Below are 17686 nucleotides of genomic sequence, written 5' to 3'. Positions count from 1 at the left end.
GGTTTTGCGACAACCCCGGCCCGCTCTGGGGTACAATGCATGCCCATGTACAGCCACTCCTCCAACGCGTCGCGGGGCCGGGCCTGGGCGATCTTCGCCGTGTGTACCCTGGGCTTCAACCTCAGCATGTTCTTCCGGGTGTCCATCCCGGTGATCAGCCCGGATTTGAGCCGGGACCTTAACCTCACCGCCTCTCAGTTGGGCGATATCTCCGCCGCTTTTTTCTACGGCTTCGCCGTGTGCCAGATTCCCCTGGGCATGGCCTTGGACCGCCTGGGGGTGCGCTGGGTGATGCCCGCGGTGGGCCTGGTGGCGGTGATCGGCGCGGGCCTGTTCGCCACCGCCACCACGCCGGGCATGGCGGTGGCCGCCAGGGCCCTGATGGGCGTGGGCATGAGCTGCAACCTCATGGGCCCGCTATACCTCTTTACCATCTGGTTTCCTCCGGCCCGCTTCGCCACCATCGCCGGGCTCTACATGTCCCTGGGCGCGATAGGCCAGCTCTGTGCCACCACCCCCCTGGTGTTCATGTCCCAGGCCCTGGGCTGGCGGGGCTCCTTTTGGCTAATTACCGGCCTGGTCCTGCTCCAGATACTCGCCCAGGTGGTCATCATCCGCGACCGGCCCGCCGGGATGGAGCCGCTGCCGGTGGTGTGGGAAAACCCCCTCAAGGGCATGGGGCGCCTCATCAAGATGGCCTCCTTTTGGGTCATCAGCCTGGGCCAATTTTTCCGCTACGGCTGCACCCTGGCCCTGCTGGGCCTGTGGGGCGGGCCCTACCTCATCTACGCCCTGGGCCTGAACCAGATACAGACCGGCAACGCCCTGCTGGCCGCCGCCCTGGGGGCCATCGCGGGAATGCCCTTTTTCGGCCGCCTGAGCGACTCGGTGTTGCGCACCCGCAAGTGGGTGGTGATACCCGCCCTGTTCGGGTTAATGCTGCTGTTTTTGTTGCTGGGCTTTTTGCCCCATGGCATTACCCCCTGGGTGATGTACGTCGTGATGTTCGTCATGGGCCTTGCTTCCTCGCCGGGTCAGCTCATGTACGCCCACATCCGCGAACTGGTGCCCTCCCATCTCTCCGCCCGGGCCATGACCGGCACCAACCTTTTCGTCATGCTGGGGCCGGCCATGGTGATGCAGGTCTCGGGCCTATTGGTGTTCATCGAGCCCGACGCCATCACTTCCGCCGGGGACCTGTGGGGGGTTTGGCTGTTCATGGCCGCCGGGCTGGGGCTGGCCGGCGGCGCCTATCTGTTCCTGCCCGACAGCCAGGTGGTGAAGAAAAACCGCGATAGCGCCGGCGCCTGATCCGGCGAGGATTATCGCCACGCAAAAAGGCCCCGCCGTTTGGCGGGGCCTCATTTTTATTCAATGCCGGCAGGGCGTCCCGCCGGGTTCCTCAGTCGTCGAAGCTCACTTCCTCGAAGCCTTCAATGCCGCCCTCGGTGGCGTGGGCGGCCCAAAAATCCTGCACCCGCCGCGCCAGGGTCACAAAGTCCTCGCGCTCCTCGGGAGCCTGATTCACGTATCCGCTCACCGCGTCCACCGGGCTGGCCTCCCACTCGCTGGTAACCAGGTTGCGGTAGCCCTTGTCCGGCTCGAAGCTCAGGAAGGCGTCCTTGTACTTGAAAATGGCCATAAGGTCCCTCCTGTCAAAGGTTGATAATAATTTTCCTGCTCTCAAGATAAGCACGAAACGCTACCGTGCAACCGGGCTATGCGGAGGCTAGGCGGCGCACCAGTCCCGGGCGATGGCCAGGTAGTCCTCCGCGGACTGGCGGATGTTGTCCACCGGGCAGCTCTCGTTGACCACGTGGGCCATGCCCGGCTCGCCGGGGCCCAGCAAGAGGGTGGGCACTCCGCCCAGGGCCCGGCTCAGGGCGGAGCCGTCGGTGAAATAGGCCACCCCGCCGGGCTCGAAGCCTTGACCCCGCCGCCGGGCCAACAGCTCCAGCATCCTCGCGATCCAGGGATGCTCGGGGTCGGTCCACAGGGCTCCGTCGCCCTGGAAGCGTTCCAGGCTTACCGCGTCGCCTAGATAGGCGGTCAGCTCCTCTTGGGCCTGGTCTGGCTCCAGGCCGGGGATCACCCGCAGGTCCACGGTGAACTCGGCGTGCTCGGGCACCACGTTGGTGGCCCGGCCCCCGCTGATGGTGCCCACGTTGAGGGTGGCCCGGCCCAGCACCGGATGGGGGGGCAGGGGGAACTGGTAGGAGGCCAGTCGGCTAACCGCGGCGGCGGCCTTGTAGATGGCGTTGTCGCCCAGCTCGGGCATGGAGCCGTGGGCGGCCTTGCCCCGGCAAACCCCGCGCAGCCACACCGCCCCCTTGTGGCCCAGCACCGGCAGGTTGGCGGTGGGCTCGGCCACCAGCATGGCCCCGGCTCCGCCCAGGGTTCCGGGGTGATTGCGGGCCAGGAACTCGGCTCCCTGGCAACCGGTTTCCTCCGAAGAGGTGAACACCAGCACCAGCCCGGAGCGGGTGGGCTTTTCCCGGGCCAGGGCCAGGGCGGCCACGGTTAGGGCGGCCAGGCCGCTCTTCATGTCGCTGGCCCCCCGGCCGTGCATCACCCCTCCGTTGATCTCGCCGCCAAAGGGGTCGCGCTCCCAGGACTCGGCGCCCTGGGTCACGGTGTCCATGTGCCCGGTGAGCAGCAGGGGCGGCTGGGGGCCCCAGGCCTGGCGGGCGATGAGGTTGGGCCTCCCCGGCGCCATCTCCAAGAGCTCGACTTCGTAGCCGGCCCCAACGAGCAAGGGGGCCAGCGCGGCGGCCACCGCCTCCTCGTTGCCCGGCGGGTTGCTGGTGTCTATCTGGATGAGGCGCGAGGTCAGTTGGACCGGATCAGGCAAGGGGATGCTCATGCTGTCGCTCCGAAAAGTTTGGATGGCCGGATCAGTTTTCCTTGGCCGCGGGGCGCAGGAGCAGGGCCAACACCGCTCCCAAACCGACTAGTCCGGCGAATACGGCGATGCCCGCCCCGAAGCTGTGGTGCTCGCCCATCCAGCCCAGGAAGGCGGGCAGGGCCCCGCCGCCCAGCACAAAGGCCAGGGGGGTGGCCAGGGACACCGCCACGCCCCTGAGGTGGGGCGGGGCCACGATTGACAGGGCCGCGAAGCCCACCGGGAAAAAGCACACCGCCACCGCGGGCTGCACGAAAATCGCGAAGATCAGCGGCCCATCGCTCAGCAGGCCCAGGCCCAGGGTGGCCAGGGCGGTGATCGCGAAGATGGTCACCAGGCTGGAGCGGGCCCCGAAGCGGTCATGGGCCCAGCCGGCCCCAAAGGCCATGAACAGCCCCGGCAGGCGCGAGGCGGAGATCATCAGGTTGGCCCAGCTCTGGTCAAAGCCCCTTTCGGTGACCAGGTACAGGGGCAGCATGGTGTAGACGCCCAGGCTGGCCCCGATGGCCAGGGAAAAAAACACCACCATGAGCCATACGGCGGGCAGGCGCAACAGCTCGGCCACCGCCGCCGGGCTGGGCGAGGTGCCCCGCTGTTCGCCGCCGCGTCCCCGGCGGGCGTAGGCCAGGCCCAGGATCAACGACAGGGCGCCCAACAGGGCCAGGACTCCCCGCCAGGTGAGGCCTTCCAAGAGCAGCTCGGCCACCAGGGGGGCCAGCACCATGCCCCCGTTGGGGGCGATCTCGTGCATGGCCACGGCCTTGCCCCAGTCCCGGGGGCGTACGAAGGAGGTGAGGGCGGCCACCCCGGAGGGCAGGTAGAGCCCGGCGGCCAGGCCCAGGCCCAGGCACACCGCGCCCAGGGAGTAGAGGCCCTGGGCCAGGGGGGCCAGGCACAGCATCACCCCCACCGACAAGGCGGAGATCAGGATCACCCGGCGGTGGGTCAGGCGCTGGCTGAACCAACCGGAGGAAAACACGGCCACGAAATAGCCCACCGAGATGAACAGGAAGAGGGCCCCGGCCTGGGCGTGGTTGAGCCCCAGTCCGCTCTCGATGTTGGGCATCAAGGGGCCCAGAGAAACCCGTCCCAGGAAATTGAGCAGGAATATGCCGGTGATGAAACCCAGAGGCCCCAGCCTCTGGGCAAAGGCCCCCGGCTCCAGGGGCGTCTCGCGCATATGATGACCTCCAAATCCCCACGTCGGGGATCATCAAATTGTGGCCCATCAGCCGTTTGTTGTCCACCACCCTTGCTTGACGGCGGCCACCTGGCTACAGTGGGGACATGGACAATACCCCGGCCGCCGCCATGGGCCGGAAAGGAGGAGGTCTTGCTTAGGGAAGTAAGCGCCGGCAAGCGGTTCATGGGCCGCCTGCCCCAGGGGGCCGATCTGCTGGAGGCCCTCACCCAAGCGTGTGTGGCGCAAGGCATCACCGCCGGAGAGGTGCGGGCCATCGGCGCGCTCACCAAGGCCGTCCTGGGTTATTACAACCAGCAAAACCGCGAATACGAATACGTAACCTTGGGCAGCCACCTGGAGATAGTGTCGTTGATCGGCGACGTGTCCCTGAAGGACGGCCGTCCATTCGTGCACGCCCACGTTTCCCTGGGCGACGAGCGGGGCCAGCTTTGGGGGGGACACCTGGCTCCGGGCAGCGAGATCTTCGCCTGCGAGGTCATGATCGTCCAGTACCAAAGCGCCGAGCCCTTTGAGCGAGCCTTTGACGAGGGCACCGGTCTTTTGCTCTGGCCCATGGAATAGCCGAGTTCGCTTTATAGACCCCCCGGCCCCACGGGGGGAGGAATAGCACCGTCAACCCAACCTGGGAGGTGGCCCTTGCCCCCCGCGCGCCAGATACTATTGCTTTTATCCCTGTGCCTGGCTTGGGCCCTGCCCGCCGGGGCCGCTCCCCCTGCCGGGGACAAACCGGCGGAGGCGCCGCGCGCGGTGCGGGCCGAGGCGTCCGTCCGTCCCCTGGTGTTCAGCGGCTTCACCAGGGCGCGCAGCAAGCTGCGCCTGGTGAGCGAGGTGGCCGGGCGCTGCCTCAAGGTGAACTACGACGTGGGCGACACCATCGGTTCAGCGGGGGTGTTCGCGGTGTTGGACGACACCTTCACCCGCCTGGACCTGAAGGCCAACCGGGTGGAGCAGCAGCGCCTGCAAAGCCGGGTGGCCTATTTGGACAAGGACGCCAACCGCTACCGCAATTTGGTAAAGCGCGGATCGGAGGCCCCTTCCAAGCTGGACCGCTTGGACGAGGACCTGACCCAGGCCAAGCTGCAACTGGAGGCGCTCAAGACCCAGGCCGTGGTGCTCAAGGAGCGCCTGGACCGCCACCAGATCAAGGCCCCGGCGGGCTGGCGGGTTATCGAGCGCCAGGTGGAGCCGGGCTCCTGGGTGGCGGCGGGCGGCCAGGTGGCCCTGCTGGGCGACTTCCGCACCCTGTTGGTGCCCCTGGCTCTGAGCCCCGAGGAGTACGCCCTGTTGGCCGGGCGTAAGGAGCATATAAAGGTGTTCCTGCCCCATTTCGGGGTCACCGCGCCGGCCAAGCTGGAGCGCCTGTCCCCGGCCTTCGACCCGGTAACCCGCAAGATAGCCGTGGAGCTGGAGCTGGGGCCGGGCGTGGCGGACAAGCGCGGCGGCCTGAGGGTGGAGCTGACCCTGAACGCCCCCGACCCCTCGGGCGCGGTGCTACTCCCCGCCGGGGCGGTCAGCGAGCGTTACCAGGAAAACTGGGTCACCCGGGCCGACGGCCAGGCCCTGAGGGTGGTGGTGTTGGGCCCCGGACCGGGCGGCACCCTGCGGGTCACCGGCCCCGGGATCAAAGCCGGCCAGAAGTTTTTGATCAGGCCTTAGGCTGGAAACCCCGCCATGAAGAGCTTAGTCCGCTTCACCCTGGCTCAGACGGTTCTGGTCAACCTGCTGTTCATCATCCTGATGGTGGCCGGGGCCTTCGCCCTGTTCAGCATGCCGGTGGAGCGCTATCCCAACGTGCGACTGGGCAAGGTGTTCATCAACACCATCTATCCCGGAGCCTCGCCCGAGGAGGTGGAGGCCCTGGTCACCCGCGAGATAGAAGACGCCCTGGACGATTTGCAAAACGTGGAGTTCGTGCGCAGCTCCTCCTACCGCCAGCGTTCCAGCGTGGTGGTCAAGTTCCTGGACGACACCGACTATCAGCGGGGCTATGACGACCTGCGCCTCAAGGTGCTGGGCATCATGGACGAGCTGCCCCCGGAGGTGGACCCGCCGGTATTCAACGACCTGGACGTGAACGACTGGCTGCCCGCGGTGAGCGTGAACCTGGTGGGGGATCGCTCCAACCGGGCGCTGACCCTCATGGCCAAGCAGATGAAGGTGGCCCTGCGCCAGATACCGGGCGTCAAGGAGGTGAAGCTCCAGGGTGAGCTGACCCGCGAGTTCCACGTGATGCTGGACCCGGCCAAGCTCAGCCGTCACGGCATCACCTTCAACCAGGCGGCCAACGCCCTGGGCAACGCCGGGGTCTCCATCCCGGCGGGCGACTTCACCACCCCCGGCGGCGAGTTCGTCATCAAGGCCGACGAGCGCTTCCGCAGCCGGGCCCAGGTGCTGGACACCATCGTGCGCACCGACGCCGACGGCAGCTTCGTGCGCCTGCGCGACCTGGCCAGCCACGCCCGCCTGGACTACCGCGACGCCTATGTGCTCTCGACGGTCAACGGCCAGGACTGCGTGAACCTGTCGGTGATCAAGACCCGCCAAGGCAACGCCATGAGCATCGTGCGGGACGTGGAGGAAGTGGTCAAAAGCTTCGAGCCCATCATGGCCCGCGAAGGGGTGAGCCTGGTGCTCACCCAGGACTCCACGGTCAAAATCGCCGACGCCATGCGCACCATGGGCTGGAACCTCTTGGTGGGCGTCTTGCTGGTGTGCGCGGTGATCGCCTATTTCATGGGCTTCCGGAACGCGATGATCACCACGGTGGGCATACCCTTTTCGTTTTTGCTCACCATGTTCTTCATGTGGATCACCGGCAACTCCCTGAACGAGATCACCCTGTTCTGCTTCGTGTTGGTCAGCGGCATCATCGTGGACGATGCCATCGTGGTGGTGGAGAACATCTATCGCCGCTACCAGGAAGGCGAGCCCCTGGAGTCGGCGGTGGTCAACGGCACCAGCGAGGTGTTTTGGCCGGTGATCAGCGCCACCAGCACCACGGTGGCCGCCTTTTTGCCCATGCTCATCATGACCGGCTCCACCGGCGAGTTCTTCGCCCTGATCCCCAAGGCGGTGAGTTTCGCCCTGGCCGCCAGCGTGGTGGAGTGCCTGCTGATCCTGCCGCTGCACTTCAAGGACTGGGGACCCAAGAAGCTCAAGGCCCACATCGACGAAGGCTCGTTGGACTTCAGCGGCGAGGGCCGGGTGATGGGCGTGTTGCGCGTCGGGGTAAACCGCATGCTGGGCTGGGGGCTGAGGCACCGCTGGCTCACCCTGGGGCTCACCGGCTGCCTGTTCCTGAGCGCCCTGTCCATCGCGGTCATCAGCGCCAGCGGGGTGGCCCAGCTCATCAAGGTGAAGTTCTTCCCCGACGACTATTCCCTGTACTACGTGCAGGTGGAAGCGCCCATCACCGCGCCCATCGAGCAGACCAACCGGATCATCAAGCGCATTTCGCAAAACATCATGGAGCAGGGGCCGGGCATGGCCCGCAGCGCGGCGGGGCTGGCCGGTTTCTACCTCACCGAGGACTACGAGCCGGTGTTCGGCTCCAACCTGGGCCACATCGCGGTTACCCTGCCCGCCAAGGAGGACCGCGCCTTTAAAAACAACCCCTCCAACGACCCCATGCGCCACCTGCCCTGGGTGCGCGAGCAGCTGAGGCCCTTCGAAAAGGACGGGGTGAAGTTGACCGTGCGGCCGGAAAAGGACGCCCCCCCGGCGGGCAAGGACATCAACGTGCGAGTGGTGGGCTCCAACCCCGAGGCGGTGGCCGCCCTGTCCCGTCAGGTCAAGCGCCTGCTCACCAGCGAGCCGGAGCTCAAGGCCTCGGTCATGGACGTGGCCGACAACCTGGGCCAACCCAGCCGGGTCTTCCGCTACCGGGTGGCCCCGGAGCGGGCGGCCCAGTACGGGGCCACCCCGTCCCAGGTGGTGGGCCTGGCCGCTTCGGTGCTGGGCGGGCGCTACGTGGGCAAGTACCGCCTAGTGGACGAGGACGTGGATCTCAAGGTGAAGATGGACCCGGATTTCGTCGCTACCCCGGAGCAGGCCCTCATGATCCCTCTGCTGGAGCACCCCTCCGGCCCGGTGCGCCTGGGCGATCTCACCGTGGCCAAGGTGTACCAGGAGCGGGGCCAGCTCAACCGCTTCCAGGGGCAGCGGGCCATAACCATCACCGGCAACCTGCGCCCCGACGCCCCGCTGTCCACCCCGGCGGTGGTGGAAAACCTGCGCCGCCGCTACCGGGCGATGGCCTCGGAGTATCCCGGGGCCACCCTGGCCTTTGCCGGGGAGTTCGAGTCCACCCGCAAGTCCTTCCAGTCGCTGTTCTACGCCTTTGGCCTGGCCCTGCTGCTCATCTACGTGATCCTGGCCACCCAGTTCAAGAGCTACCTGCAGCCGGTGATCATCCTCAGCGCCGTGAGCTTCGCCCTCATCGGGGTGATTTACGGCAAGTTCTTCACCCAGACCCTGTTCACGGTGAACTCCTTCGTGGCCACGGTGGGGGTGGCCGGGGTGGTGGTCAACGACGCCCTGGTGTTGATCGACTTCCTCAACCGCCGCCTGCGCTCCGGCCTGGAGCGCCGCCAGGCGCTCATGCAGGCGGTGAACATCCGCCTGCGGCCCATCCTGCTCACCACCGTGACCACCACCCTGGGGCTCTTGCCCATGGCCGTGGGCTTCCCGGAGTACAGCCTGGTGTGGGGCACCATGGCCAGTACCTTTGTCACCGGCCTGTGCACAGCCACCTTCCTGACCCTGGTGGTGGTGCCGGTGATGTGGGATCTGATGGAGGGCTGGACGGCCCGCCACAAGGAGCGCCGCCAGGCCAAGGCGGAGCTGAAGGCGGCCGACGCCTAAGCGAGCAAGGCGGGTTGGTTCTGTATGGCCAACCAAGGCATGACCAAGGGAATCGAAGATTGACGCGGCCGGGCAGACCGGGGGGCCTGGCTCTTCCGCGTGCTTGCCTCTGTCCGGCCTCGCAATGACGGCTATTGCTGGAAGCCGGCATAACGAGGCCTTGGCGATGGTGCGCGAGCGCCTGCCGCGCACCGAGATTGCTTCGTCGCTGCGTTCCTCGCAAAGGCAGAGCCGTTTTTCAAATGAGGCACGTTAATTGCCGGCAACACCGCCCACGGACGTCTGGCTGCGCCGCCTTTTAACCAAGCTTGAACAGAGACCCCAACCGCTGCGCGGCCATCATGTCGCCGCCGATCTTGAGCTTGCCGGTCATCAGGGCCATGGCCGGGTTGAGCTTGCCCGCCACCAGCTTGAGCCAGTTCTTGTCGCTCAGGGTAAGGGTGGTGGTGGGGTCGGGGTGGGTGCCGGGGTTCACCGCGCACTGCCCGTCGGCGATGCTCACCGACCAGTCGCCGGACTCGTCGCCGGTGATGTGGAACTGGAAGACCATCTGGACGCCCTCGGCCTTGTGGGCCCGGAAGGCGCCGGGCATGCCGTCAAAGACCTCTTGCACCGTGCTGGGGGTCATGTCTTGCTCCCTGGAATGCTTTCACGTGCGGACGCGCCTTGAGGGGCGGCCCATTGTATCCCCCCGCGCCCCTACGGTCCAGAGTTGGTTTGTGCCCTTTTCGTGGCCTTGCTATAGTGGAACCGTGGTTACACTGAGAAGCATAGTCCTACTGGGCCTGGCCGCGCTCCTGGCCGTGGCCGGGGCGGGGTGCGGCCAAACCGACGACGCACCCGACACCATCCGCCTGGTGGCCTGGAAGTTCAACAACCCCGGTCTGTGGCGGCGTCTGGCCAACCGCTTCGAACAGGCCCACCCGCCGCTCAAGGTGGCCCTGGAGATCGGGCCTCACTCTTCCACCGCCTACCACGACCTTCTGAGCCAAAAGCTCAAGAATCGCTCCAGCGAGGTGGACGTGTTCCTCATGGACGTGGTCTGGCCGCCGGAGTTTGCCAGCGCGGGCTGGGCCCTGCCCCTGGACCAGGTCATGGGTCCGGAGAGGCAAAAGATCTTCATCCCCGCCGCGCTGCAGGCGGCCACCTGGCAGGGGCAGGTTTACGCCGCGCCCCTGTACCTCAACGCCGGGGTGCTCTATTACCGCCGCGACCTGCTCGAGGCCCACGGCCTGCCGGTGCCCCAGACCTGGCCCCAACTGGTGAGCCAGGCCAAGCAGATCACGGCCAGGCAAAAGTCCGGGCTGGCCGGCTATTCCGGGCAGTTCAAGCAGTACGAGGGCCTGGTGTGCAACATGCTGGAGCTGGTTTGGGCTGCCGGAGGCCATGTGCTGGGCCCCCAGGGCAAGCGCTGCCTGCTGGGAGAGCCCCCGGCGCTCAAGGCGGTGCGCTTCGCGCGCGACGCGCTCATAGGCGGGGTGGCCCCGCGCGGGGTGCTGGCCTACCAGGAGCCCGAGAGCCTGAGCCTGTTCGCCCAGGGCGGGGCGGTGTTTTTGCGCAACTGGTTCTACGCCTGGCCCATTCTGAACGACCCCCAGCGCTCCAAGGTGGCGGGCCAGGTGGGCCTGGCGCCTCTGCCTCGCTTCCCGGACGGCCAAAGCGCCAGCTGCCTGGGCGGCTGGCTGGTGGGGATCAGCGCCTATTCCAGCAAGCCCGACAAGGCCCTGGAGCTGGTCAATTTCCTGACCAGCGAGGCGGCCCAGCGCAGCCTGGCCCTGGAGGAGGGCGTGGCCCCGGCCCGCCGGGCGCTTTACCAGGACCCGGCGGTGCTAAAGGCCCATCCCCATTTCGCCCGGCTGCTGCCCATCCTGAACCAGGCCCGGACCCGGCCGCGCACCCCCCTGTACCCGGCGGTGAGCCAGGTGATGCAGGGCTACTTCCACCGCGCCATCAGCAAGACGGACAGCGACCTGCCCGCCCTGGCCGAGGGCGCCGCGCAAGACGTGGACCGCCTGCTGGGGCTGGCCGGGGGGAATTAGGCCGTGGCGGGTTTGGCACCCCGGCGCGGCGAAAGGCTCCTGGCCTGGGGCCTCTTGTTGCCCTGCCTGGCCGCGGTGTGCGCCTTCGCCTTTTGGCCCATCGTCTACTCCTTCGTGCTCAGCCTGCACCGCATCGTGCTCAGCCTGCCCGGCCTGGGCGAGCCCTTCGTGGGCCTGGAGAACTATGCCCAGCTTCTGGGCGAACCCACGGCCCGCGCCTCGGCCGCCACCACCCTGATCTTCGTGGCGGTGAGCACCCTGTTGGAGGTGGGCCTGGGCACCCTCATGGCCCTGGCCCTGGACAAGAGCTTTCGCGGGCGGGGCCTGGTGCGGGCGGCGGTGCTGGTGCCCTGGGCCATACCCACCGTGGTGGCCAGTCAGATGTGGCGCTTTATCTTGAACGACCGCTACGGCCTGCTCAACTGGCTCGTCTTCGGCGACCAGGTGGGCGCCTACCGGGCCTGGCTGGCCGAGCCGGGTTGGGCCCTGGCCGCGGTGATCGGGGCCGACGTGTGGAAGACCAGCGCCTTCGCGGCCCTGATCGTGCTGGCCGGTTTGCAGACCATCCCCCGGGAGCTGAACGAGGCGGCGGCCCTGGACGGGGCCGGGCCCTGGCAGCGCTTCCGCCACCTGACCCTACCCCTGGTGTTGCCCGCCCTGGCCGTGGCCCTGGTGTTTCGCACCATGGACGCCTTCAGGGTCTTTGACCTGGTGTTCGTGATGACCCAGGGCGGCCCGGCCGACGCCACCAACGTGCTGCAGTTCTACGGCTACAAGAAGATGTTCGCCGAGGGCTTTTTGGGCTACGGCTCGGCGGTGAGCGTCATGGTCTTCGTCATGGTGCTGGCCGTGTCGCTCATCTACCTGCGCCTGGTGGGCCGCCGCCTGCTGCGGGGCGATGCCCGATGAGACGCGGCCGCCTAATCGGGGCCGTGGGAGCGGGAGCCTTTTGCCTCATGGCCCTGGCCCCCTTCGCCTGGCTGGTGCTCACCAGCTTCAAGACCCAGCTCGAGGTCACGGCCATTCCCCCCACTCTCTGGCCCGGCGGCTCGCTGGAGTTCTACCGCTCGGCCCTGAGCCGCTACGGGCTGATGCACTTCGTGCTCAACAGCCTGGTGGTGGCCGGGGGCACCACCGTGTGCACCCTGTGCCTGGGGGTGGGCGCGGCCTACGCCCTGGCCCGCCTCAGGGTGCCGGGGCGGCCCTGGCTCATGGGCGGGCTGCTGCTGGTGAGCATGTTCCCCCAGATATCGCTGGCCGGGCCCATCTGGCGCATCCTGCAGGCGGTGGGCTGGCTCAACAGCTATCAAGGGCTGATCATCCCCTACGTCACCCTGACCCTGCCCCTGGCGGTGTGGATACTCACCAGCTACTTCAGCGAGCTGCCCCGCGAACTGGAGGAGGCGGCCATGCTGGACGGCTGCGGCCGCCTGGGGGCCCTGCTCCGGGTGATCCTGCCCCTGGCCGGGCCGGGGGTGTTCACCGCGGCCATCCTGGTTTTCATCTACGCCTGGAACGAGTTCTTCTTTGCCCTGCTCATCATGACCCGGCGAACGGTGCAGACCCTGCCCGTGGGCATCGCCCTGTTCCAGGGCCAGTTCACCATGCCCTGGGGCGAGATCGCCGCCGCCTCCACCGTGGCCACCGCTCCCCTGGTGGCCCTGGTGTTCCTCTTCCAGCGGCGCATCGTCAGCGGCCTCAGCGCCGGGGCCATCAAGGGATAAGCCATGAGCGGATTGATACTGGACAACCTGCACAAGGCCTTTGGCCCGGAAAAGGTGCTGGACGGAGTGAGCCTGACCGTGGAGCAAGGGCAACTCGCGGTGCTCCTGGGCCCCAGCGGCTGCGGCAAGAGCACCCTCCTGCGCCTGGTGGCCGGGCTGGAGGAGCCGGACGCCGGGAGCATCAGCCTGGGCGGCGTGGACCTGGCCGGGCTGGCCCCCAAGGCCCGCGACGTGGCCATGGTCTTCCAGAGCTACGCCCTATACCCCCACCTGGACGTCTTTGGCAACCTGGCCTTTCCCCTGCGCATGGCCCGCCGGCCCAAGCAGGAGATCAAGGACAAGGTGGGCCGGGCGGCCCGGTTGCTGGGCATAGAGGCGCTGCTCAACAAAAAGCCGGGCCAGCTCAGTGGCGGCCAGCGCCAGCGGGTGGCCATCGGCCGGGCCATCGTGCGCTCGCCGCGCCTGTTTCTGTTCGACGAGCCCCTGTCCAACCTGGACGCCCAGCTCCGGGGCGAGATGCGCCTGGAGCTGGCCGCCCTGCACCGCGAGCTGGGCACCACCATGCTCTACGTGACCCACGACCAGACCGAGGCCCTGACTTTGGGCCAGGTCATCGCGGTGTTGCACCAGGGAAGGGTGCAACAGGTGGGCGGCCCCCGGGAGATCTACCAGCGTCCGGCCAACCGCTTTGTGGCCGGGTTTCTGGGCTTCCCGCCCATGAACTTTTTCGCGGGCGAGGTGGCTGACGGCTGGTTCGTCTGCCCCGAGCCATCGCTACGCCTGCCGGTGGAAGGGGCGACGCCCGGCCCGGCGGTGCTGGGGCTCAGGCCCGAAGAGCTCGCTCCCGGTGAGGGACCCTTGCGCGGCAGGTTGGAGCTGGTGGAGCGGGTGGGCGGCCAGAGCGTCCTGCACCTCAGGGCGGGAGCGGCGCGCTTCACGGCCACCGCCCCGGCGGACTTCGGCGCCCAGGCCGGGGCGGAGATTTCCCTGGACCCGGCCCAGGCCCGACCCCATCTTTTTCGCGACGATCAGAGGATCAACTGACCCGGCCTAGGCGGGTTGCCCCGCCTCCTGGGCCAGGGTGGCCACCCGGGCCTGAAGGTTGAGCATGTAGGCGGGCAGGGGCTGCTTGGGGCCGGGGCGGTGGTCGTATTCCCCTTGGCGCACCAGCTCCACCACCCGCGCCTGGTCGCCCCCTTCCTGGTCCAGCAGGCGCAGCACCCAGTCGCGGAACTGCTCGGCCGCGGCCAGGGCCCGCCGGATGTGCCGCCGGGCGTCGGGGCCGGTGTGCACTCCGTGGTGGCCGGGGCACAGCGTCTCCACCTCCATCTCGGCCAGGCGGCGCAGGCTGTCGCGGTAGGCCTGGTAGCTCACCAGGAACTCGCTGACGATGTAGCCGCCCGGCGCGTCGGTGCCCACCGCCTCGGAGGCGATGAGCAGGCGCTTTTGCGGCACATAAAAGCTCAGGGAATCCCAGGTGTGGCCGGGGGTGGCCAACACCCGTACGCTCAATCCACCGCCCAGGTCGATCTCGTCGCCCTCGTCCACGGTGCGCGCCAGACTGAACGGCTTGAACTCGTGCTCACTCTGGCGGGCCCCCGGGGTGGCGGCGATTTGCTGGGCCGCGCTTTGGTTGAGCTGGGCGATGAGCTTTAGGGCGTTGGGCCGGGTGATGATCTTGGCCGCCTTGGGAGCGGCCACGATGCGCATCTCGGGCCAGGCCTCCTGGAGCCAACCGGCGGCCCCGCAGTGGTCGAAATGCACGTGGGAGAGAAACAGCCAGGCCGGGGAACGGTCGCCCAGCACCTGGCGCGCGTCGTCCAGGTAAGACTGGGTGAAGCAGGCGAAGCCCGCGTCGAACAGGGCCGGTTGGGGGCCGTCCAGCAGGAAAGAGGGAACCCAACGGTTGGCCAGCCGGTAGAGCCCCGGCGCTATCTCCTCGGGCCCCGCGTGGTGCTTGTTCATGCCTCGCCTCCCGCGATGATCGCCGATTGGTCCTGGGTCTTTTGGCGGCGCAGCTCGCGCACCGCCTTGAGCCCCCGCGCCGCTTCCTGGGCGGTTTTGCTGTTTTTGGCCGCGCGGTGCAGGGCGTGGCCAAAGGCGGCCTCGGCCTGGGCCAGCCGCTCGTCTTGCCAGGCCGCGTAGCCGGCCAGGAGCCAGTAACGGCCCCCTCGATCGTCCTTGCCCTTGCCCTCTTTTTTGTTCTTGCCCTTGTTCTTGCCCTGGTTCTTGCTTTGGGCCCGCTCGTCCAGCTTGGCCGCCTGGCTGTAGGCATCGTGGGCCCGGACGTAGTCCTTTTGCTCCAAGTATATCCGGCCCGCCCTCGCCCAGCGCTTGGCCGTGGGCGCGGCCTGGGCCGCCTTCAAAGACCAGACCGCCGCCTGGTCCAGGTCGCGGCCCTGGACGTAGAGATCGGCCAGGAGGTCGAGCTGCTTTATTTGTTTGGGCTCGCCGCCCCAGGCCTTCTGGTAATAGGGGATGGCGGCCAGGGGGGCTCCGGCGGCCCGGTAGAGCTCGGCCAACTGTTGCCAGCCGGCCGCCTGAGGCGGCTGGAGCCGGTAGGCCACGGCCAGCGCGGCGGCGGCCCCGGCATAGTCCTTGTTCAGGGAGGCCAGGCTGGCTCCCATGCGCCACAGGGTAGCGTCCTCGGGCCAACGGGCCAGCAGGCGCTGGAGCACCTGGGCCGCCTCCCGCCGCCGCTGCAGGTCCAGGTAGGCCCGTAATTGGGCGGTGAGCCAGGCCTTCTTGGGCTGGGGCCGCGCGGCCAGCTCTTCCAGCCAGGGCAGGGCCTGGGCCGCCTGCTTGGCGCTCAGGCGAAACACCGCGGCCTCGTAGAGCAGGTTGTAGTCCTTGGGCTTGCTGAGCTGATAGGCGCGGAAGGCCAGACCGGCGGCCTCGGCGGGCTTGCCTTGCTCGAAGCGCACCACCCCCAGGTTGCGCACCGCCGCCTGGAAACAGGGCCAGGCCTCCATGGCCTTGGCAAAGTAGACGCCGGCCTCGTCGCGCTTTTTGGCCTGGTAGGCCAGCACCCCGCGCAAGAACCAGACCTGCGGGTGCCCTTCGGGATGGTCCTTGGCATAGGCGGCCAACCGCTTGGCCGCCTCGGCGTCCTTGTGGCCGTCCATGAGCTTCTGGGCCTCGAACAGCGCCTGGTGGGCGCTGCGGTTCAGGCGGGGCTCGGTGGCCGTGCAGGGCTCGGCCGGGGCGGCCAGGGCCGGGGCCGCGGCCAATAGCAGGGTCAGGAGCGCTATGAGCAGGCTATGCTTCATCGTTCCAGCTTGAAGCGGATGGTGGTCTCCACCCAGGTATCCACCGGCTCGCCGTCCTTGACCCCCGGCGCGAAGCGCCAGCGGCCCACGGTCTTGAGCACGCTCTCCTCGAAGATGCCGGCGGGCTTGGCCTTGATCACCTCCAGGTTGCGCACCCCGCCCTGGCGGTCCACCAAAAAGCGCACCGTCACCGCCCCCTCGATGCCCCGGCGCCGGGCCAGGTAGGGGTAGGGCGGGGGCACCTGCCCTTTGGCCAGGGGGGCCCGGTCCACCTGGCCCAGGTTGTAGCGCTGGGGCCGGGGAGCGGGCACCGCCACCCCCACCGCCAGGCGGGGGTTGAGCTCCAGGTTGATCTGCGGGGTCTCCAGGGCCGGTTGGGGGGTGGCCGTGGGGGCCGCCTGCACCGGCTGCATCTTGATCACCTTGGGCGGCGGAGGCGGGGGCGGCGGCTCCTCCTCGCGCTCCGGCGGGGGCGGAGGCGGCAGGGGCAAAAAGGCGTTGACGGAAAAGGCTTCCAGATCGGGGCGGGTGAGGTCTTTTTTCAGCAGCCAGGAGGCGGAACCGAAGATGACCAGATTCAAGAGCACCGCCCCGGCCAAGGCCAGGACCCAGACCCAGCGCGAGGAGGGCCTCTCCAGGGCGGTGCAGCTCACGAGCCCGGCCTCTTGGCGGCCACGGCCACGTCCTTGGCCCCGGCCAGGCGGCACTCGTCCAAGACCTCCACGGTGCGTCCGGTGGGGGTGGATTTGTCGGCGGCGATGATCACCGCGCCGCTGGGGTCTTCGGCCAAGAAGCGCTCCACCAGGCCGCGCACCGCCCTCAGGTCCACTTGGCGGCGCTCCACGAAGATGCGCCCGTCCCCGGCCACGGAGACCACTAGGGCCCCTTTCTGCTTGGCGGCGGCGGTGGCCGCGGTGGGCCGTTGCACCTCCACCCCGGACTCGCGCACAAAAGTGGTGGTGACCAGGAAGAAGATCAACAGGATGAACACCATGTCGATGAGCGGGGCCATGTTGATCTCGGCCTCGTCCCCGCCGTTGTTGTCCATGCCGCCCAGGCGGCTTCTCAACTTGAGCATGCCGCCTCCTGTCTGGAACGCAGCCAGCTGTGCACCGCCGCGGCAAAGGACAACAGGCCCTGCTGCAGCTTGCGCGCCTGACGGCGCAACACGTAGCCCGCGAACAGGCCGGGGATGGCCACCAACAGGCCGGTCTCGGTGGTGATCAGGGCCTCGCGGATGCCCCCGGCCATGGCCTGGGCGTTGCCCGTGCCGTACTCGCCGATCACCGCGAAGGTGTCGATCATGCCGCTGACCGTGCCCAGCAGGCCCAACAGGGGGGCCACGGCGGCCAGCATGAGGATGGTGTCCACATGGCGCCAAAGGCGCGGCCCCTGGCGGCGCACCGCCGCCTCCCACAGGCGCACGTCGGCCTTGGGGGCGTGGTAGGGCTCGCCCAGGAAGTGGGCCAGCGCGGCGCTGCGCGGCCCCAACACCTCGGGAGGCCGCCGGCGCAGCAGGTCTTCCAGGGCCTGGCCCGGCTCCAGCCGTTCGCGGCGCACCCGGGCCAGCCACAGGAACTTGTAGAGCACCAGGGCCCACAGCCACAGGGATAGGGCCATCAGGGGCCACATCACCGGCCCCCCGGCCAGGATGAACTCCCACGCGGAGCGCAACGCGTCCACGG

17 protein-coding genes are annotated in these 17686 nt (G+C 68.3%); 8 read left to right on the top strand and 9 right to left on the bottom strand.

The annotated features are described in order from the left end of the window. Positions 1-39: 39 nt before the first annotated feature. Positions 40-1311, top strand: a complete 1272-nt coding sequence (locus AACH32_RS18650; protein ID WP_338602926.1) for an MFS transporter — start codon at positions 40-42, stop codon at positions 1309-1311. 91 nt (positions 1312-1402) lie between these two features. Here the strand turns inward: AACH32_RS18650 and AACH32_RS18645 are convergent, their stop codons facing one another. From AACH32_RS18645 to AACH32_RS18635, 3 genes are all read right to left on the bottom strand, one after another. After that, the gene (locus tag AACH32_RS18645; RefSeq protein ID WP_338602923.1) at positions 1403-1642 is read right to left on the bottom strand and encodes a hypothetical protein; all 240 of its coding nucleotides are present in this window, start codon (positions 1640-1642) and stop codon (positions 1403-1405) included. An 87-nt stretch (positions 1643-1729) separates the two neighbouring features. Further along, positions 1730-2863, bottom strand: coding sequence for a M20 family metallopeptidase (locus AACH32_RS18640; RefSeq protein WP_338602919.1), 1134 nt, complete (start codon positions 2861-2863; stop codon positions 1730-1732). Positions 2864-2894: 31 nt separating this feature from the next. After that, the gene (locus tag AACH32_RS18635) at positions 2895-4082 is read right to left on the bottom strand and encodes an MFS transporter (RefSeq protein ID WP_338602917.1); all 1188 of its coding nucleotides are present in this window, start codon (positions 4080-4082) and stop codon (positions 2895-2897) included. 153 nt (positions 4083-4235) lie between these two features. On the opposite strand from AACH32_RS18635, the gene AACH32_RS18630 reads away from it, so the two are divergent. From AACH32_RS18630 to AACH32_RS18620, 3 genes are all read left to right on the top strand, one after another. Further along, positions 4236-4667, top strand: coding sequence for a PPC domain-containing DNA-binding protein (locus AACH32_RS18630; RefSeq protein WP_338602914.1), 432 nt, complete (start codon positions 4236-4238; stop codon positions 4665-4667). A 75-nt stretch (positions 4668-4742) separates the two neighbouring features. Next, positions 4743-5762 (top strand): efflux RND transporter periplasmic adaptor subunit, encoded by a 1020-nt coding sequence (locus AACH32_RS18625; protein WP_338602911.1) that lies wholly within the window; start codon positions 4743-4745, stop codon positions 5760-5762. A 15-nt stretch (positions 5763-5777) separates the two neighbouring features. Beyond that, the gene (locus AACH32_RS18620; protein ID WP_338602909.1) at positions 5778-8969 is read left to right on the top strand and encodes an efflux RND transporter permease subunit; all 3192 of its coding nucleotides are present in this window, start codon (positions 5778-5780) and stop codon (positions 8967-8969) included. Positions 8970-9267: 298 nt separating this feature from the next. Here AACH32_RS18620 and AACH32_RS18615 read toward each other — a convergent pair whose 3' ends face one another. Further along, the gene (locus AACH32_RS18615; protein WP_338602906.1) at positions 9268-9597 is read right to left on the bottom strand and encodes an SCP2 sterol-binding domain-containing protein; all 330 of its coding nucleotides are present in this window, start codon (positions 9595-9597) and stop codon (positions 9268-9270) included. A 124-nt stretch (positions 9598-9721) separates the two neighbouring features. Here AACH32_RS18615 and AACH32_RS18610 point away from each other — a divergent pair, with 124 nt between their 5' ends. From AACH32_RS18610 to AACH32_RS18595, 4 genes are read left to right on the top strand one after another with little or no spacing between them, the layout of a single operon-like run. Beyond that, positions 9722-11008, top strand: coding sequence for an ABC transporter substrate-binding protein (locus AACH32_RS18610; protein ID WP_338602904.1), 1287 nt, complete (start codon positions 9722-9724; stop codon positions 11006-11008). Positions 11009-11011: 3 nt separating this feature from the next. Then, entirely contained in the window at positions 11012-11917 is a 906-nt protein-coding gene (locus AACH32_RS18605; protein ID WP_338602901.1) for a carbohydrate ABC transporter permease, read from the top strand. After that, a complete protein-coding gene (locus tag AACH32_RS18600) occupies positions 11914-12732 on the top strand; it encodes a carbohydrate ABC transporter permease (protein WP_338602899.1) in 819 nt (272 codons plus the stop codon). Before AACH32_RS18605 ends, AACH32_RS18600 begins: the two co-directional genes overlap by 4 nt. Positions 12733-12735: 3 nt before the next feature. Then, complete coding sequence (locus AACH32_RS18595; protein WP_338602896.1) at positions 12736-13776, top strand: ABC transporter ATP-binding protein; 1041 nt, start codon at positions 12736-12738, stop codon at positions 13774-13776. Between the two features lie 6 nt (positions 13777-13782). On the opposite strand, the gene AACH32_RS18590 is transcribed toward AACH32_RS18595, so the two are convergent. From AACH32_RS18590 to AACH32_RS18570, 5 genes are read right to left on the bottom strand one after another with little or no spacing between them, the layout of a single operon-like run. Then, complete coding sequence (locus AACH32_RS18590; RefSeq protein ID WP_338602893.1) at positions 13783-14697, bottom strand: MBL fold metallo-hydrolase; 915 nt, start codon at positions 14695-14697, stop codon at positions 13783-13785. After that, complete coding sequence (locus AACH32_RS18585; RefSeq protein ID WP_338602890.1) at positions 14694-16001, bottom strand: tetratricopeptide repeat protein; 1308 nt, start codon at positions 15999-16001, stop codon at positions 14694-14696. The genes AACH32_RS18590 and AACH32_RS18585 overlap by 4 nt, the downstream gene beginning before the upstream one ends. Next, positions 15998-16654 (bottom strand): energy transducer TonB, encoded by a 657-nt coding sequence (locus AACH32_RS18580; protein WP_338602887.1) that lies wholly within the window; start codon positions 16652-16654, stop codon positions 15998-16000. The genes AACH32_RS18585 and AACH32_RS18580 overlap by 4 nt, the downstream gene beginning before the upstream one ends. Further along, entirely contained in the window at positions 16651-17079 is a 429-nt protein-coding gene (locus AACH32_RS18575) for an ExbD/TolR family protein (RefSeq protein ID WP_338602884.1), read from the bottom strand. The genes AACH32_RS18580 and AACH32_RS18575 overlap by 4 nt, the downstream gene beginning before the upstream one ends. After that, on the bottom strand, positions 17067-17684 hold the full coding sequence (locus AACH32_RS18570; protein ID WP_338602881.1) for a MotA/TolQ/ExbB proton channel family protein: 618 nt from the start codon (positions 17682-17684) through the stop codon (positions 17067-17069). The genes AACH32_RS18575 and AACH32_RS18570 overlap by 13 nt, the downstream gene beginning before the upstream one ends. Positions 17685-17686 lie beyond the last annotated feature (2 nt).

Origin of the sequence: Desulfoferula mesophila, from assembly GCF_037076455.1 — a bacterium.
Lineage (GTDB): Bacteria > Desulfobacterota > Desulfarculia > Desulfarculales > Desulfarculaceae > Desulfoferula > Desulfoferula mesophila.
The sequence above is the reverse complement of the archived record's forward strand: the minus strand, read 5'-3'. Positions and strand labels throughout refer to the sequence as shown.

Coding starts and splice junctions, on each gene's coding strand:
- AACH32_RS18620 (WP_338602909.1), top strand. CDS start 5,778: ATGAAGAGCTTAGTCCGCTTCACCCTGGCTCAGACGGTTCTGGTCAAC.
- AACH32_RS18595 (WP_338602896.1), top strand. CDS start 12,736: ATGAGCGGATTGATACTGGACAACCTGCACAAGGCCTTTGGCCCGGAA.
- AACH32_RS18650 (WP_338602926.1), top strand. CDS start 40: ATGCCCATGTACAGCCACTCCTCCAACGCGTCGCGGGGCCGGGCCTGG.
- AACH32_RS18645 (WP_338602923.1), bottom strand. CDS start 1,642: ATGGCCATTTTCAAGTACAAGGACGCCTTCCTGAGCTTCGAGCCGGAC.
- AACH32_RS18600 (WP_338602899.1), top strand. CDS start 11,914: ATGAGACGCGGCCGCCTAATCGGGGCCGTGGGAGCGGGAGCCTTTTGC.
- AACH32_RS18615 (WP_338602906.1), bottom strand. CDS start 9,597: ATGACCCCCAGCACGGTGCAAGAGGTCTTTGACGGCATGCCCGGCGCC.
- AACH32_RS18635 (WP_338602917.1), bottom strand. CDS start 4,082: ATGCGCGAGACGCCCCTGGAGCCGGGGGCCTTTGCCCAGAGGCTGGGG.
- AACH32_RS18590 (WP_338602893.1), bottom strand. CDS start 14,697: ATGAACAAGCACCACGCGGGGCCCGAGGAGATAGCGCCGGGGCTCTAC.
- AACH32_RS18640 (WP_338602919.1), bottom strand. CDS start 2,863: ATGAGCATCCCCTTGCCTGATCCGGTCCAACTGACCTCGCGCCTCATC.
- AACH32_RS18585 (WP_338602890.1), bottom strand. CDS start 16,001: ATGAAGCATAGCCTGCTCATAGCGCTCCTGACCCTGCTATTGGCCGCG.
- AACH32_RS18575 (WP_338602884.1), bottom strand. CDS start 17,079: ATGCTCAAGTTGAGAAGCCGCCTGGGCGGCATGGACAACAACGGCGGG.